This window comes from Psychromonas sp. KJ10-2 (genome assembly GCF_047323255.1).
Taxonomy (GTDB): domain Bacteria; phylum Pseudomonadota; class Gammaproteobacteria; order Enterobacterales; family Psychromonadaceae; genus Psychromonas.
Window position 1 is genome coordinate 969506 of sequence record NZ_CP178827.1, and the last position, 16822, is coordinate 986327.

13 protein-coding genes and 3 pseudogenes are annotated in these 16822 nt (G+C 38.6%); 4 read left to right on the top strand and 12 right to left on the bottom strand.

Going from position 1 to position 16822, the window contains the following annotated elements; all coding sequences use genetic code 11:
• Positions 1-223: 223 nt before the first annotated feature.
• From ACLKL2_RS04665 to ACLKL2_RS04680, 4 genes are all read right to left on the bottom strand, one after another.
• Entirely contained in the window at positions 224-1573 is a 1350-nt protein-coding gene (locus tag ACLKL2_RS04665) for an 8-oxoguanine deaminase (RefSeq protein ID WP_413693558.1), read from the bottom strand.
• Between the two features lie 352 nt (positions 1574-1925).
• Positions 1926-2564 carry a uridine kinase gene (gene udk / locus ACLKL2_RS04670; protein WP_113819808.1) on the bottom strand — a complete coding sequence of 213 codons (639 nt, stop codon included), beginning with the start codon at positions 2562-2564 and terminating at the stop codon, positions 1926-1928.
• 137 nt (positions 2565-2701) lie between these two features.
• On the bottom strand, positions 2702-2860 hold the full coding sequence (locus ACLKL2_RS04675) for a hypothetical protein (protein ID WP_413693559.1): 159 nt from the start codon (positions 2858-2860) through the stop codon (positions 2702-2704).
• A gap of 215 nt (positions 2861-3075) precedes the next feature.
• Positions 3076-3948, bottom strand: coding sequence for a DnaJ C-terminal domain-containing protein (locus ACLKL2_RS04680; protein ID WP_113819806.1), 873 nt, complete (start codon positions 3946-3948; stop codon positions 3076-3078).
• Positions 3949-4330: 382 nt separating this feature from the next.
• Between ACLKL2_RS04680 and ACLKL2_RS04685 the strand changes: the two genes are divergently transcribed.
• Together ACLKL2_RS04685 and ACLKL2_RS04690 are read left to right on the top strand one after the other, a co-directional pair.
• Complete coding sequence (locus ACLKL2_RS04685; protein ID WP_413693560.1) at positions 4331-5881, top strand: catalase; 1551 nt, start codon at positions 4331-4333, stop codon at positions 5879-5881.
• A 78-nt stretch (positions 5882-5959) separates the two neighbouring features.
• Positions 5960-6547, top strand: coding sequence for an ankyrin repeat domain-containing protein (locus ACLKL2_RS04690; protein ID WP_113819804.1), 588 nt, complete (start codon positions 5960-5962; stop codon positions 6545-6547).
• Here ACLKL2_RS04690 and ACLKL2_RS04695 read toward each other — a convergent pair.
• From ACLKL2_RS04695 to leuC, 6 genes and pseudogenes are all read right to left on the bottom strand, one after another.
• Complete coding sequence (locus tag ACLKL2_RS04695) at positions 6537-6779, bottom strand: cysteine-rich CWC family protein (RefSeq protein ID WP_113819803.1); 243 nt, start codon at positions 6777-6779, stop codon at positions 6537-6539. The genes ACLKL2_RS04690 and ACLKL2_RS04695 overlap by 11 nt on opposite strands.
• 313 nt (positions 6780-7092) lie before the next feature.
• Positions 7093-7374 (bottom strand): hypothetical protein, encoded by a 282-nt coding sequence (locus ACLKL2_RS04700; RefSeq protein WP_413693561.1) that lies wholly within the window; start codon positions 7372-7374, stop codon positions 7093-7095.
• Between the two features lie 76 nt (positions 7375-7450).
• On the bottom strand, positions 7451-7879 hold the full coding sequence (locus tag ACLKL2_RS04705) for a DUF3010 family protein (protein ID WP_113819801.1): 429 nt from the start codon (positions 7877-7879) through the stop codon (positions 7451-7453).
• 365 nt (positions 7880-8244) lie between these two features.
• Positions 8245-9774, bottom strand: a complete 1530-nt coding sequence (locus ACLKL2_RS04710; RefSeq protein WP_413693562.1) for an alpha-isopropylmalate synthase regulatory domain-containing protein — start codon at positions 9772-9774, stop codon at positions 8245-8247.
• Between the two features lie 192 nt (positions 9775-9966).
• A pseudogene (gene leuD, locus ACLKL2_RS04715) lies at positions 9967-10588 on the bottom strand (3-isopropylmalate dehydratase small subunit).
• 11 nt (positions 10589-10599) lie between these two features.
• Positions 10600-11996: pseudogene (gene leuC / locus ACLKL2_RS04720) on the bottom strand (3-isopropylmalate dehydratase large subunit).
• Positions 11997-12457: 461 nt separating this feature from the next.
• On the opposite strand from leuC, the gene rnd reads away from it, so the two are divergent.
• Both rnd and ACLKL2_RS04730 read left to right on the top strand, forming a co-directional pair.
• Positions 12458-13579 carry a ribonuclease D gene (gene rnd, locus ACLKL2_RS04725; RefSeq protein ID WP_113819797.1) on the top strand — a complete coding sequence of 374 codons (1122 nt, stop codon included), beginning with the start codon at positions 12458-12460 and terminating at the stop codon, positions 13577-13579.
• Positions 13580-13641: 62 nt separating this feature from the next.
• On the top strand, positions 13642-15012 hold the full coding sequence (locus tag ACLKL2_RS04730) for an AmpG family muropeptide MFS transporter (RefSeq protein ID WP_413693563.1): 1371 nt from the start codon (positions 13642-13644) through the stop codon (positions 15010-15012).
• A gap of 52 nt (positions 15013-15064) precedes the next feature.
• Here the strand turns inward: ACLKL2_RS04730 and ACLKL2_RS04735 are convergent.
• Together ACLKL2_RS04735 and pomA are read right to left on the bottom strand one after the other, a co-directional pair.
• Positions 15065-16035 (bottom strand): annotated as a pseudogene (locus tag ACLKL2_RS04735) (flagellar motor protein MotB).
• The gene (pomA, locus tag ACLKL2_RS04740) at positions 16035-16808 is read right to left on the bottom strand and encodes a flagellar motor protein PomA (RefSeq protein ID WP_113819794.1); all 774 of its coding nucleotides are present in this window, start codon (positions 16806-16808) and stop codon (positions 16035-16037) included. The pseudogene ACLKL2_RS04735 and the gene pomA overlap by 1 nt, the downstream one beginning before the upstream one ends.
• Positions 16809-16822 lie beyond the last annotated feature (14 nt).

Consider the following 16822-nt stretch of genomic DNA (forward strand, 5'->3'; position numbering starts at 1 on the left):
TCTTTGTTAGTGATGATTAATCGATGACCTTTAGCTTAGCAGATATTAACTTCAAAAATATTACACAGCATTGCTTTGACTTATGATTTGTTTGATAAAAGCTGAAGAATTAATGGGTTAAGTTTTGTTCAGCAAAGGTATTAAAGTGAATTTTGATAGCTTGGCTGAGTCTAAAACAAGCCTTAACCATTAGATTAAGGCTTATTCAATCACTTTTATAAGGTTACAAGACTAGCTTTTTAGCAGCTTGACTGTGCCGTGCTTGCATATCTGCAAGATCATGGTCCATCAAGTACCCAGATTTTACTTTCCACTCACCCGCCACCATCACAACATCTGCTTTATGTGCGCCACATAAAATTAATGCAGCTAAAGGGTCGTGTGCACCAGAGAAGCGTAGTTCATCCAATTTAAACAGGGCTAAATCCGCCTGTTTACCCACCGCTAATTCGCCAATATCACCACGTCCTAACACTTGTGCAGAGCCTTTTGTTGCCCAATACAAGGCATCAAGGTGTGAGACTTCGTCTGCTTGATAACGTAATCGGTTAATCATCAGCGCTTGACGCACCTCTTGTATCATATTCGAGCCATCATTAGAGGCAGAGCCATCAACGGCCAAGCCTACTGGTGAACCTGCTGCCTGCAACTCCTTAGTTCTACAAACCCCAGAAGCGAGGATCATATTAGAAGATGGACAATGCGCGATGCCAGTTTTTGCAGCACCCAATCGTTTAATCTCTTGGTCATTAAAATGGATGCCATGGGCAAGCCAAACATCCGATGATAACCATCCAACAGACTCTAAATAATCCAGTGGACGTAAGCCAAATGTTTTTATACAAAAACTGTTTTCATCCTCTGTTTCAGCTAAATGTGTGTGTAACCGTACTTGGTTGTGACGTGCTAGTTTGGCCGTTTCTATCATGAGGTCAGTAGTTACTGAAAAAGGTGAACACGGAGCTAATGCTAATTGTACTTTAGCGCCGTCTCCGCGTTGATGAAACTGGGTGATCACGCGTTGGCAATCATCCAAAATAGCAGCATCACTTTGTACTGTTGATTGAGGTGGTAATCCCCCATCCTTTTCACCTAAGCTCATAGAGCCACGTGTTAGCATCACACGGTTTCCAATCAGTGTTGCTGCTGATACTTGAATATCTATCGCTTCAGTTAATGCCTCAGGAAAAAGGTAATGATGATCAGCAACGGTTGTACAGCCTGACAATAACAATTCAGATAACCCTAACTCTGTCGCCGCATGTAACATATCTGGTTGCAGTTTTGCCCAAACTGGATATAAGGCTTGCAACCAAGGAAATAGGCGCTTGTTTAACGCAGGTGGGAATGCTCTGGTTAATGTTTGATAGAGATGATGATGAGTATTGATTAAACCGGGCAGTAAAATGTGCTGACTCGCATCAAAATATTGGTCGATATCATGAGTCGGCTCACTATTTTTTGGCACTAACTCGATGATAATTCCATCTTTAATAACGATCCCGTTACTTGCATCTTGCTGATTAGCTGTGAAAGTGGAAAGTGGTTTTTTGATCCATAGTGTTGTAGACATCTGTTCACCTTTATATAAATAGAGCGAACGATAATGAGGGATATTAAAACAATAAAGCTAAGCTGATCAGTCACCTACTGCTAACTCATTCAATCACTAAGCCTTTTATATTTAGCTTTATTGATTAATAAGGTAGTTATATCGTCGCGATATAATAAATAGCAGTGACTTGCGTGTTAATCTGCTGAGAGATTACATTGTATCTATTTATTGATGAATTAACATACAATTATTGATTAAGTCGTTAAATTTAAACAACTAAGCTTTATCAACCGAAAGCTTCACATCAACTCGATGCATAAAAAACGCTTCAGATAGAAGCGTTTTTAGGGATGCTATGAGCCATAAATGCTTATTTATTTAATAAGTATTTGATACGTGTTTTCAGGATATCTGTGGCGATACGATTTTTACCACCACGAGGGATGATGATATCAGCGTGTTGTTTAGAAGGTTCGATAAACTGTAAAAACATCGGTCTTACGGTTTTTTTATACTGCTCCATAACAGAGTCTAATGTTCTGCCACGTTCCATAATATCACGGGTTAAACGGCGCATTAAACAGATGTCTAATGGAGTATCAATGAAGATACTTGCATCAATTTGTGAACGCAGTTTTGAATCTGTTAGTAATAAAATACCTTCAATGATAATGATTTTTTTAGGTGATAAGTTAATCACTTCATCGGTGCGTGTATGTTCCGTGTAACTGTATACAGGAATTTCAACTGATTGGTTATTTTGTAAAGATTCAATGTGTTGCCCTAACAATTCATGGTCAAAGGCTTTTGGGTGATCGTAATTGGTTTGCACACGCTCTTCCATTGGCATGTGTGATTGATCTTTATAATAAGCATCTTCAGAAATGATACCTATTTGATCTGTTCCTAACTCCTGACGAAGTTCATTACAGATGGTATGTGCAATCAAACTTTTCCCTGAGGCAGAAGCCCCTGCAATTGCAATAACGACACAGTGATTTTTATTCAAAATTGACCTTTATAAATGTATTAAGTTTAGTCGAAATGGCATTAACATGGTTCATCACACCATGCAGACATTAATCATACCGGTGACACCAATCTGATTAAGTAACTAGAACCATCCCTCAGTATAGAGTGATAAATTTATTGTGCTGGGTAAGCACGATTAACAAAATAAGCTAAAATACTGCCACAAATTAAGCCGCCAATATTAGCAAAAAGATCCATCCACTCACCGTAACGGTTTTGATAAGGTTGGATCAATTCAATAGTGCCGCTGAGTAACGCAAATAATAGAGACAATAACCATCCAGTAATTTGGTTTTTTCAGCATTAGTGGAAACACTAAAGCACTATAAGCTATAAAATGATGTGTCTTATCAGTACCAGGAACAGAGGGTAACTGTTCCATTGGAGTCAGTGACAAAAAGATGATTAATGAGGCTAATATAATTGATAATATAACCCAACTGTTTCTAATTAACTGCAATAGTAACCTCATCGTTCGTATCCAGCCTTTACGCCATCAATTCAGCTAATTCTGCTAATAGCTTATGTTGCTGATCTGTCAGTTCTGTTGGTGTAGGGATCACCACGTTATAAATTAAGTCACCGACTGAATCACTGTTCATGGCTTTAACACCACGGCCTTTAATTCTGAACTTACGTCCTGCCTGTGTACCCGCTGGAATTTTCAGATTAATGTGTCCGGTAAATGTACGTGCTTTAGCGGTTCCACCAATAGTAGCCGTTGGGAAATTAGTTGCTAAATCACAATATAAGTCATTGCCTTTGCGAACAAAAAATTCATGTTCCAATAATTCAACTTCAACAAACAGATCTCCACGAGGAGCGCCTAAAGTCCCTGGATTACCTTGTCCAGCAACGCGCACTCGTTGACCTTGATTAATTCCGGCAGGAATAACCACACCCAATGGGTTCGTTGTATTAGGCAAACGCACTTCTTTAGTACAACCCTCTACACACTCTTCCAACGTTAATTCCACTTTTAGAATAATATCTGAGCCGTTTTTAGGTTGAGGACGACGCGGTTGTTGTCGTTGTTGATGACGTTGTCCAAACATATCGCCGAACATATCATTAAAATCACCGCCTTGGCCAAAACCACCCTGACCAAATCCACCACGTCCACGTGCTTGACCATTTTCAAAAGCACTGTGTCCAAAGTCGTTATATTGTTCACGTTTTTCAGGATCACTTAAAATTTCATAAGCATCTTTTACTTCACGGAACTTTTCTTGTGCGACAGGGTTATCTGGATTTCTATCTGGGTGATACTTCATCGCCAGTTTTTTATAAGCTTTTTTAATCTCTTTATCAGATGTTGTTTTACTAACACCTAATACTTCATAACAATCACGTTTTGACATTCTTTTCTCGATAATTCCAGGGTAATAACATAATGCACATCAAAGCGGGCGAATTATAACGTAACTAATTTAAAATCACATAAAAATTGCGACTTGAAGCAGACAAAGTGATCTCACTTTTTACGTTATATATTAATCAATTAACCTAATCGCTTTTAAATCACTTTATTTTTTATGTATAAACCTATGTTTTTAAATATAAAAATAGGTATTTAAAAGACACTAGTATAAAAACTAATCCGTTTCCTTTTTTATTCGCTTAAATAATCAGCAAAAATAAACAATAAGTAAAACTTATAGATAAAATTTAAATTGCAATTAAAACCTATCAATTGTATTCGTACAAACGTTTATATTTTTCAACTAAACCTCACTATTATCCATGCACTTGTTACGAAAATGTTTAAAGGAAATAAATGTGAAACATAAATTTAACTTATTAGTGCCTATTCTAGGAATAGCCTCCATTTTTAATGTCAACGCGGAAGTAATGACAAAAGATAATGGTGCAGCGATTGGAGATAATCAAAATTCATTAACTGCGGGCCCTAATGGTAGTGTGTTATTAGAAGATGTTCACCTGATACAAAAATTACAACGCTTTGCCCGCGAACGTATTCCGGAGCGTGTAGTGCATGCACGTGGTACAGGCGCTCACGGTGTTTTTGTTGCTTCTACTGACTTTACTAATGTCACCACAGCAGCACCGTTTTCTAATAAAGGTAAAGAAACACCAGTGTTTGTGCGCTTTTCATCGGTGATCCACCCTAAGGGAAGCCCAGAAACATTGCGTGACCCAAGAGGTTTTGCAACTAAGTTCTATAGTGATGAAGGTAACTGGGATCTAGTCGGTATTAATATCCCAGTATTCTTTATCCGTGATGCCATTAAATTCCCTGATATGGTGCATTCACTTAAACCGTCTCCAGTTACTAATATTCAAGATCCTAACCGTTTCTTTGATTTCTTCTCTCATGAGTCTGGGTCAACTAATATGCTAACCCGTGTATTTAGTGATAACGGCACACCAGCAAGTTACCGTGAAATGGATGGCTTTGGTGTTCATGCATATAAGATGATCAATGATGATGGTGACGTAAGATATGTAAAGTTTCACTGGAAGAGTCATCAAGGTATCCATAATTTAGATGCAGACCAAGTGAAAGAGGTGCAGTCGATAGATACACAACATATGACACGTGATCTTTACACCAACATTGCCGAAGGTAACTTTCCAAAATGGGATTTATATATCAAAACATTAAATCCAGCTGATTTAAATAAGTTTGCCTATAACCCATTAGATGCGACTAAAACTTGGGAAAATATAAAAGAAACAAAAGTGGGAACGATGACGTTAAACCGTATTCCAGATAACTTTTTCCAAGAAACAGAGCAAGTGGCGATGGCGCCTGCAAATTTAATTCCTGGTATTGAGCCTTCTGAAGATCGTTTATTACAGGGTCGTATATTTTCCTATGCAGATACTCAGTTGTATCGTTTAGGGGCTAATCATCAACAATTACCCATTAACCGCCCTGTTGTACCTGTGGTCAATTACAACCAAGGTGGCATAGGTAATGTTGGTAATACACAGTCAGATATAAACTACCAACCAAATTATGAAGGTGTTGCTGAAGATGCAAAAGCACTTCATAGCACACCTGAACTGGTAGGTAAGGTACAGCAAAAAACGATTTATAAAACATTGGATTTTGCGCAAGCTGGTGACCTTTACCGTTCTTATACTGCTCAACAACGTACTAACTTGATCCGTAACTTATCGGGTGATTTAGGTCAGGTAAAAAACAAACAGATCCAACATAAAATGTTAAGTCACTTTTACAAAGCCGATACTGAATATGGAACACGTTTAACAGAAGCAGTTAACGGTGACCTTGAGAAAGTAAAAGAGATCGCAGCAACATTATAAATAAATGAATGGGTAGGTAATAAGGTGAACATTAATAACATCACCCCTACCCCTTTAAACAGGTAAAAGAGGAAAGGTATGTTTACTATTAAGTTATTAATTTCGATTAATAGAGTAAAAAAATCAAATTGGGTGTTTGCTAGTACCTTTCCTCTTCTCTTATTCTCTGTACTCACTCCCAGTGCATTTGCACAGGATAAGGACACAACACAAAATAGTACCTATACAGATTTAATGCCCTATTATTATGCAGCCGCTCGTACAGGTGATAATGAAGTGATCAACGAATTTCTAAAGGCTGGGTTACCTGTAGATATAAAAAATCATAAAGGTTACACCGCATTAATGATTGCAACTTATAATGGTCAAAAGACAATTGTAAATAGCTTAATTGAACATGGTGCCAATGTCTGTGCACAAGATAATAGAGGTAATACCGCATTAATGGCTGCTGTTTTCAGAGGCGAGTTAAGCATCGCTAAGACTTTAATGTCTGAAGACTGCGATGAAAATCAACAAAATAAAGCTGGTCAAACAGCAGTGATGTTTGCGACATTATTTGGTCGTGAAGAGCTACGTACCTTATTAGTCAAACGTGGTGCAGATATTAACTTAGAAGATAATAGTGGTAACTCAGCGGTGAGTATCGAACAGGCTAATCAGTAACTGGGTAGGATAGATCAGGTTTATCAGTGAGCGTTTTTACCTTAAAATTTTCAGGGTCTGCAACATAACGACTGATACAAACATTACAAATACATTGCTTATCTTTTACTGCTTCAGCTAACAAATCAATTAAGCCTTGTGGCACCACCACTTTGTTACACCAACAGTCTTGTTTAGCGCTCACATCACAGCGGTTTTGATGTAAACATAGTGGGCAAATTTGTTTATTCACTTAAAAAACTTATTTATTAAAAGACAACACGCTCCAATAGTAGAAACGTGTTGTTAATGAAAAACTAGTGACTGCTACATCCATTATTTTCGCATGCATCACTATGCACATGGTCTTCTTCGGAATGAGCACTTGAGTAAGTCGCTAATAGCCCACTACTTGGACTATATTCATCCTCACTACCTGCGATATAACGAAGGTGCTCCCAGAGCCAACATATAAGCAAAAAATAAACGGTGTTGTCGTTTAACTTGAATGTTTTTGGCATCAAATAACTGGCTACCCGAATACCCTTGTAAAGACTCAATAATATTCACAAAACGCAGCCATGGCTGTGCATTGTTTTTAACAGGTTTGAAGTTGACTTGATTAAAAGCAAGAAGCGCATTCCAAAAACGTTTACTCGTTTCATTTTGTTTGATTTTCTTTGCTTGTTCGACAAGTGAAAAAAGCTGCGCTCTGTTGTTTGTTCAATCTGCAAATAATCTTTTAATTGCTTAATTAAATGTAATTCCGCTTGATAGAAAAAAACGGCTAATGATACAGGTTGTTGCGCTTTAAATTGTGCAACGAAATTTTCAAAACTGTTTTCCACAGGCTTCTCCAAAAGATTAAATCTATTCAATCGCTAAACAACATCTTGCCTATTGAATATTGATAACCGTGCTTTTTTAAACACGGTGCTCTAGGTAACCAAAAGCCGTTAACATCGCTTGCTCTTGGAATTTTTTAAGACCTAATTCCACAGCCGTTGGCGAGTTTTGTGCTTTTTTAAGGCCCTCTTTGATGTAGTCAGGCGTGATCACTTGTACATCTAAACCAGCAATCAGTTGTAAAGCCCCTTCGATTTTAAAGCTTAAAGTGTGACCAGCAAATTTACCTTTTAATGCACGTTGACGAATAATCACTTTATCGACTTGGTAATCTTTCATTAATTGTGCGAAATCAAACTGAAACTTTTTAAGAGGTTCAGTATTGATAGGATCAGTTAATGTTAGTTTAGTTGTACGCACAGGCGGCACATCGTATAAACCATTTTTATATTGCATGATTGCAATAACGGCTTCGTTACCTGTTAATTCAACACCACATACTCTCATTGTTTTTCCTTCTTTCATTTATTGTACCGATCACTTAAACACAGTAATCAGTATTATTTATTACATATATAATAGCAATCACACTAAGTAACTGACCTATTTTGCTTGTTAAAATAACTTATTTCTTCGTTGTCATTTTTAGAACAACTATTAAAGAATTAATCTCTTTTGGTTAATTCTCCACTAGACTATTAACGAAGTTAATCGTCGAAAGGCTTAAATTACGCCTCGAACTAAGTCATTTTTCCTGCGTAAAATTTAGATCACTTATTTAATGCAATTACTTTAGGCGATAGTATATTCGCCAAAACACAAAAGCCCTAATCAAAGATTAAGGCTTTAGATAAATTATAGATTGTTCTGTATTACTTATCTTGTAAACGCAGGTTAATCATTCTTAACGTAGCACCAATACCAGCAATAACTTGGTTGGTATTCACCCCACGAGTTGTGAACTGTTCCCCATCATCTTCCCAGGTCACTGAACACTCAGTTAAAGCGCTTGTTTGACCACCAGGCGGGATACGTAACTCAAAGTCTACTAATTCAGGGAAAATAAAGTCATGTTCATTAAGTATTTTTTTCATGGCTTTAATAAAGGCATCAAAACCACCATTACCACTGCCGCTGGCTTTATGAATTTTATCATTGACACGCACGCGGATACTTACCGTGGACTCTAAATCTAAACCTGAATTGATAGAACAATTCAATAATTCAACGTTATTAAAGTCATTACGTTCTAATAAATCCGCAATAATAAAAGGTAAATCATCTGCCGTGATGGTGGCTTTTTGATCGCCTAATTGTACGATACGTTTCAACAGTTTTTTCTGTTGCTCTGCATCTAAATCTATATCCATCTCTTCTAGGTTTTTAGCTAACGACGCTTTACCACTCATTTTGCCTAAAGCATAACTACGTGAACGAGCAAAACGTTCAGGCGTTAACGCAGAAATATATAACCCACCTTTTTTATCACCATCAGCATGAATTCCACTGGTTTGTGTAAATACATCAGCACCAACAATCGGTGTATTATCAGCAATACGTTTACCAGAGAAATTTTCTACTAGCTTACTTAAGTTATGGATCTCTGATTCATCAATATTTACTTTTTTACCCAGCTTATCCTGCAAGACTACCGCAACTTCTGTTAAAGACGCGTTACCTGCACGCTCACCTAAACAGTTCATCGTACAATGAATTGAAGATACGCCAGCTTTTACAGCAAACATCGCATTCGCAGTGGCTAAGCCATAATCATTATGCGGGTGGAAATCGAATTTAAGTGTTGGGAAACGTGTCACCATATCACTCAAACTAGCAAAGACTTCATCGGGAGACATCACGCCTAATGTGTCTGGTAACATAAAGTGCGTAATACCAGCATCAGATAACTTTTCAAGCATCTCATAAACATATTCAGGGCTGTCTTTGTAACCGTTTGACCAGTCTTCTAAATAGATATTGACTTTTAGCCCTTTTGACAACGCATAATCGATGGTTTGTTTTACATCTGTTATATGCTCATCTAATGATTTTTTCAACTGCTCAGAGCAATGTTTTAAACTGCCCTTTGCTAGTAAATTAAGTACTTTACCACCTGTGTCCGTGATCCAATCAACACTCAATGTATGGTCAACAAAACCCAACACTTCAATACGGTCAACTAAACCTTCTTTGGTTGCCCATTTATTTAATTGTGCAACAGCAACTTTTTCACCCTCAGAAACACGTGCGGAAGCCACTTCAATACGGTCAATTTTAAGTCTTTGCAACAACGCTTTTGCTAGGCTCACTTTTTCAGCGGGAGAAAATGAAACAGCTTGCGTTTGTTCTCCATCGCGTAATGTTGTATCCATCAACTGTACAGTGACGTTATCTTGAGTCATTGTTTACTCCACTCTAAATTACTCGGTAAAAACTTATTGCACTATTGCATTTATGGCTAACATTAAAATAACCAAATTAACATTCTTCATTAAGACATATAGCCTTAATAAATCAAATACTTAATGCAATAAGTTTTCGATAAAAAAGGCGCAACAGGTGCGCCTTTTTTGATTGTAACGAACTAAAACAGATTAAGCGCTAGGCCATAACCATGGAAGACGTTTTTTGTGCTCTACTTCATAAGCAGAGATTTCTTTTTCGTGTTTTAGTGTCCAAGCGATATCGTCTAAGCCTTCAAGTAATGATTCTTTACGGAATGCATCAACTTCAAAAGAGATAGATAAACCACCTGGTGTTGTTACTTTTTGAGCTTCTAGAATCAACAGTAAATTCAACACCTTCGTTTCCTGATATTTCAGCCATAAGCGCAGCAAGTTGCTCATCAGTAACCACGATAGGCAGAATGCTATTTTTAAAACAGTTACTAAAGAAAATATCAGCAAAGCTTGTAGAAATAATAGTATTAAAACCGTAGTCAGCGATTGCCCAAGGAGCATGCTCACGAGATGAACCACAACCAAAGTTTTCGCCAGCAACTAAAATTTTAGCACCTTGGAAAGCAGGTTTATTTAATTCAAACTCAGGGTTTGGAGTGATGTTATCCGCAAGGAAACGCCAGTTATGGAATAAGTTGATACCGAAACCAGTACGTTCAACTTTTTTCATGAAGTTTTTTGGGATGATTTGGTCTGTATCAACGTTACTACGATCCATTAACGCTGCGATACTTGTATGTTTAATATATGGTTGCATTATTTTCGCCCCTATTTCCAATCTCGGATGTCTACAAAGTGACCTGCAACTGATGCTGCAGCAGCCATTGCTGGTGATACAAGGTGAGTACGACCACCTTTACCTTGACGACCTTCGAAATTACGGTTTGAAGTAGATGCACTACGTTGACCATCTTTTAACTCATCGCCATTCATTGCTAGACACATTGAACAACCTGGATCACGCCATTCCCAACCTGCATCGATAAAGATCTTATCGATCCCTTCTTTCTCTGCTTGGTCTTTAACTGGGAAAGAACCCGGTACAGCAAACGCTTGTACGCCTTCAGCAACTTTTTTACCTTTCAGTAATTCTGCAGCAGCACGGAAATCTTCAATACGGCCATTAGTACAAGAACCAATAAACACAACATCAATATGGATATCAGTCATTTTTTGACCTGCATCTAATGCCATGTATTTAAGTGCACTTGCACAAGCTTGAGATTTAACTTCATTAGTGAAGTCAGATGGTGATGGAACAACACCTGTTACTGAGATAACTTGCTCTGGAGATGTACCCCAAGAAACTTGTGGAGCAATATCTTCTGCTTTTAATTCGATAACAGCGTCAAACTCTGCGCCTTCATCAGAACTTAGTGATTTCCAGTATTCAACAGCAGCAGGCCAATGATCACCTTTAGGTGCGAATTCTTTACCTTCTAGGTAATCGAAAGTCACTTGGTCAGGTGCAACAAGACCGGCACGTGCACCAGCTTCGATAGCCATATTACACAGTGTCATACGGCCTTCCATTGTTAGGTCAGTGATCGTATTACCAGCGAATTCCATTACGTAACCCGTACCGCCAGCTGTACCTGTTTCAGCGATAATTGCTAACGCAATATCTTTAGCAGTTGAGAAAGCAGGTAGTTTGCCTTCTACTTTTACTAACATTGTTTTTGCTTTTTCTGTTGTAATGTTTGTGTTGCCATTACGTGTTCAACTTCACTGGTACCAATACCAAATGCAAGTGCACCGAAAGCACCGTGTGTTGCTGTGTGACTATCACCACAACATACAACCATACCTGGATGAACAAAACCATGCTCAGGTACAACGATGTGAATAACACCATTTTGGTTGCTGTCCATACCGTAAAGATTGATTTCGTTCTCTTCACAATTTGCAGTCATTGTTTCAACTTGTTTTTTAGCGATTGCATCAACAATATTAAAACGATCTTTAGTTGGAACACAGTGGTCAATTGTACCTAGAATACTATGCACGTTACGTACTTTACGGTTTTGTAGACGAAGGCCTTCGAAAGCTTGTGGGCTTGTTACTTCGTGCATTAGATGTCTGTCAACAAACAAAAGCGGAGAGCCAGCTTCTGGTTCGTGAACTAGGTTCGCATCCCAGATTTTTTCATACATTGTTCTAGTCATTGTTTCCCTTACCACACTATTAACCAAACCAAACATATTGGAGTCATTTATATTGAAGCAAACAGGTACTCGTAAACTGTGGTTAACATAATTAATCATCACATTAACCACAGTTTACGTCGCCCATTTTTTACTGAATCTAAACTGACCAAATATTGAATGGAGTTGGTATTACTTAAAAATCTAGTTACCGGTTTGCATATATTGCTAATACGAATGATTATCAATAAGCAGATATCGGTGAATTTGTAAAGTCTTATTCTAATGGAACAATAGCAAACCTACAATATATCGACTCAAATTTGTGCGCTATCCCTTTATATGTTTATGCAATATTTAATACTTTTTATGCATTTATAGTGGCTAATCACAGAAAAAAGATAATCAATATTCTAATAGAAAAATTCAACATTTTCCGTAAGATAAACGCCATATTAGAACTTAAATTAGGCTTACAGTTGATGCAATTTGATATCATTACTACCCAGGCACAACTATCTGAATACGTAAAAACTTTAGATAACTCCCCTGTCTCTCTCGATACTGAATTTGTGCGCACGCGCACTTTCTATGCCAATTTAGGCTTATTACAAGTTTCTCAAAATAAGAAGATCACCTTAATTGATCCTATTGCTATTGGTAATATCGACGCATTTTGGCAAGCCATCGATAATAAGCACTGTATTTTACATGCCAGCAGTGAAGATCTTGAGATCATCAAGCAACAAAAGGGCGATCTCAATATTACTTTGTTTGATACACAGGTAGCTTGCGCTTTCTTAAACCAAGGTGCTTCATTAGGTTACGCTAAGATGGTGGAATCCATCGAAGGTGTTGTATTAGACAAAGGCGAATCACGTACTGACTGGTGTGCTCGTCCATTAACAGCAAAACAACAAGTGTATGCGGCAGCGGATGTTTTATACCTAGAGCCTTGTTTAACGGTATTACAAGCACAACTGGAAGAGAAAGGCATGACTGACCACTTTCAAGAAGAGTGTCAGACGATCCTTGACCAAAAAATGCAAGCAGTTGATCCTGAAAAAGCTTATAAAACATTAGATAACCTGTTCCAGTTAGATAGACAAAGTCTGGCGGTCATTAAAGCGTTAGCGAAATGGCGCTTAAAAACCGCACAAGCACGTAACCTTGCGCTTAATTTTGTGGTTAAGGCTGAACACCTATGGTTGCTGGCACATTATCAGCCAACTAGCTTTAATGATTTAAAACGCTTAAAACTAGCGCCTAGTGAGATCCGTATTCATGGTCAGCAAATTTTAAATATCATTGCAGATGTTGTGCAACAGGATCCTGAAACGTTTCCAGATTTAGTCACTCGCTTAATTGATTTTCCAGATTATAAAAAATCACTAAAAGCAATTCGTGACAAAATCAAAGCCTGCGCTGAACGTCATGAACTCCCTGTCGAATTGATTGCCTCAAAACGCATTATTAATCAATATTTAAGTTGGTGTTGGAAATTAACTGATGAGCAACGTTTAACAGCGAGCAAACCTAAGCTATTAACTGGTTGGCGCCATCAGATGATCGGGCATCAATTAGATTATGTTATCAGCCAATAAACCGTTTATGTTGTTAGGAAATACACCAATATAAGATGTAACCCAATAAATTGAGAAATGCGATGCACACAGAAACGACCTTAGAAACTGAACAAAAAGGCTGGTTAGCAAGCTGTAAAATCTATCTACAAAAACGTGTCGCTATTTTGTTTTTTCTTGGCTTCTCCGCTGGTTTGCCGATTTTATTGGTCTTTTCTACCTTATCATTTTGGTTAAGAGAAGCAGGAGTAAGCCGAGCCAGTATCGGTTTCTTTAGCTGGATTGCCCTCGCCTACGCGTTTAAGTGGATTTGGTCACCTTTTGTCGATCGTTTATCAATCCCCTTGTTAACACAATGGTTAGGTCGACGACGCTCTTGGTTATTGCTTTCTCAACTAGCCATTGTGTTAGCCATTGTCGGTATGGCGCTAAGCGATCCACAACAAAACCTAGCATTGTTTGCTGTTTGTGCTTTAGTGGTGGCTTATAGCTCTGCTACACAAGATATTGTGATCGATGCGTTTCGTATTGAGTCTGCCCCTGAAAGATTTCAAGCTGCCATGGCAGCTGCTTATATGACAGGGTATCGTTTAGCGATGATCATGGCTGGCGCAGGGGCTTTAGCGATCGCTGCATTGTCGAGTGAATCAGAAGCTTATCAACTATCTGCTTGGTCATTATCCTACTTTGTTATGGCTGTTTGTATGATAGTGGGCATTGTGACCACTTTTGTTGCCGATGAGCCTGAACAAAACCCAGAAAAACAACACGCCTTAGAACAGCGTCAACAAGCAATAGAAGCAAAATTACAGGCATCTCAATTACCAGGAATAGCCGCCCGTTTTATCGCATGGTTAAATATTGCGGTGATTGCGCCCTTTACGGACTTCTTTAATCGCTATGGTAAACACGCATTACTGATACTCATTTTAATTGGTAGTTATCGTATTTCAGATATTGTAATGGGGATCATGGCTAATCCATTTTATGTGGATATGGGATACACCAAGGGTGAAGTTGCTGCTATATCCAAAGTCTTTGGTGTAATAATGACCTTAGTGGGTGCAGGCTTAGGCGGTATTTTATTAAATCGTTATAGCACTTACAGCATCTTATTTTTAGGTGCATTCTTAGTTGTACTGACCAACCTTATTTTTGCTGTCCTCGCTTTTGTGGGTAAAGACTTAACCTTATTAACTTTAATTATCTCCATGGATAATATCAGTGCAGGTATTGCCACAACGGCCTTTATTACTTATATATCGAAACTGACTAATATTGAATTTTCAGCCACACAATATGCTTTATTTAGCTCTATGATGCTTTTGTTTCCTAAGTTTATTGCTGGATTTTCTGGGGTATACGTGGATAGCTTTGGTTATGTGAACTTCTTTATTGCCTCAGCTTTGATAGGCTTACCAGTGTTGGCTTTAATCATGTTGTTAAAAAAGTGATTGAAGCCTAAACCGATAAGATGTTGCTCCCGATTGGAGCAACATCCTTTGCTTATTGATCTACCGAAATCTCACCAGATTCACTGGCTTCCCCTTGCATGATCATGATTTCAACACGACGGTTTCTATTTTGTGCCGCAGCACTATTCCCTTCCACCAGCGGTTTACTATTAGCATAACCAACAACGAGCATTTTTTTACTACGGATCCTGGATACCTTCAACATCTCCTGGGCAACAGAAACAGCACGTTGCGCGGAGAGATCTAAGTTTGAGCGATACAATTCATACTGAATTGGCTCATTGTCAGTATGCCCAGCGACGGTAACCACACCGGGGATATCCACTAATATATTGGCAATTTTTGCAATAACTGGTCTAAAACGTGGTTGTAAAAATGCAGACCCTGCTGGGAATGCTCCTTTTTCTCTGACGCGAATAATAAGTTGCTGCCCTAGCGCTTCAATCTCAATGGCACCATCTTCAATCTCTTCACGTAGATCTTCTGCAACCTGTTTGGCTAATGCCTGCTGTTGGGCAGGACTTGCCGTTGAAGCATCTTCGGTTAACTCTAATTGTTGTTCAGAAGGATCAGCCGTTGACTCAGCCGCTTCCGCCGATAACACCTCTTTAGTTTTTTCATTCACTTCAATTGCAGTTTCACGAACCGGTACATTTTGTTGTGCCCCTGACTTTTCACTATCACCTTCTTGAAAATCGAGTGTGGTCTGCGTTACCTCTGTGGTACGTTGCATTATCACTTCAATGGGCGTTGGTTCTGGCTTACCAGGTCTAAACTCTTGAGCTATGATTGATGTCCCTTTGGGAATATCTTTCACCTCTAGTTGATTTTGTACACCAAAGGCAAAGGCCATTGAACCCGCGATCTGTTTAAACTTTAGTACATCCATTTCAGAGAATGACAGTAATAGTACAAAAAACACATCAATAATGACATCAAGTCAGCAAAGGTTCCCATCCAAGCGGGTAACCCTTCCGGTGGACATTTACACTCTTCTTCCATTACTCACCCCCAGCGTCTGCATCGCCGTTGCTGCGTTTAGATTCAGGTAAATAGTTACGTAACACACCTTCAATAACACGTGGGTTTTGTCCATCTTGAATACCTAGCACACCATCCAAAATAAGACTACGATTAAGTTTTTCTTCTGCCGCTCTTAACTTCAGTTTATCGGCAATAGGCAAAGCCACCATGTTGGCAACGACCGCACCGTATAAAGTGGTCAATAGCGCAACCGCCATCGCAGGACCAATCGATTTAGGATCATCCATATTAGACAGCATGGCTACCAAACCGATCAAAGTACCGATCATGCCCATCGCAGGCGCAACATCACCAAAGTTTTTAAAGATATCTGCTCCTACTTCATGGCGCTCTGCCGTAAGGCGAATATCATTCTGTAAAGTTTGACGTACTACATCTGCATCATGGCCATCCACCAGCATATCTACGCCTTTTTGCATAAATGGGTTGGTTATTTCAGCTTCCTCTAACGCCAAGAAGCCGCCTTTTCGAGCAGCATCAGCCATCTCTACGGTTTTGATGATTAACTCATCAGGTGACTCAGTTTTAAACATAAAAGCTTTCATGGCGATTTTGACTGCACCAAAAAATTGACCAATGTTGTATTTCATCATGACCACAAAGGTTGTACCGCCAAAAACAATCAAAATAGAGGTCACATCGATAAACATATCAATGGTGCCACCTAACAACATTGCCATGACAACAAAGCCAAAGGCACCTATAATCCCAACCAGCGTTGCTAAATCCACAGATTAATCCTTTT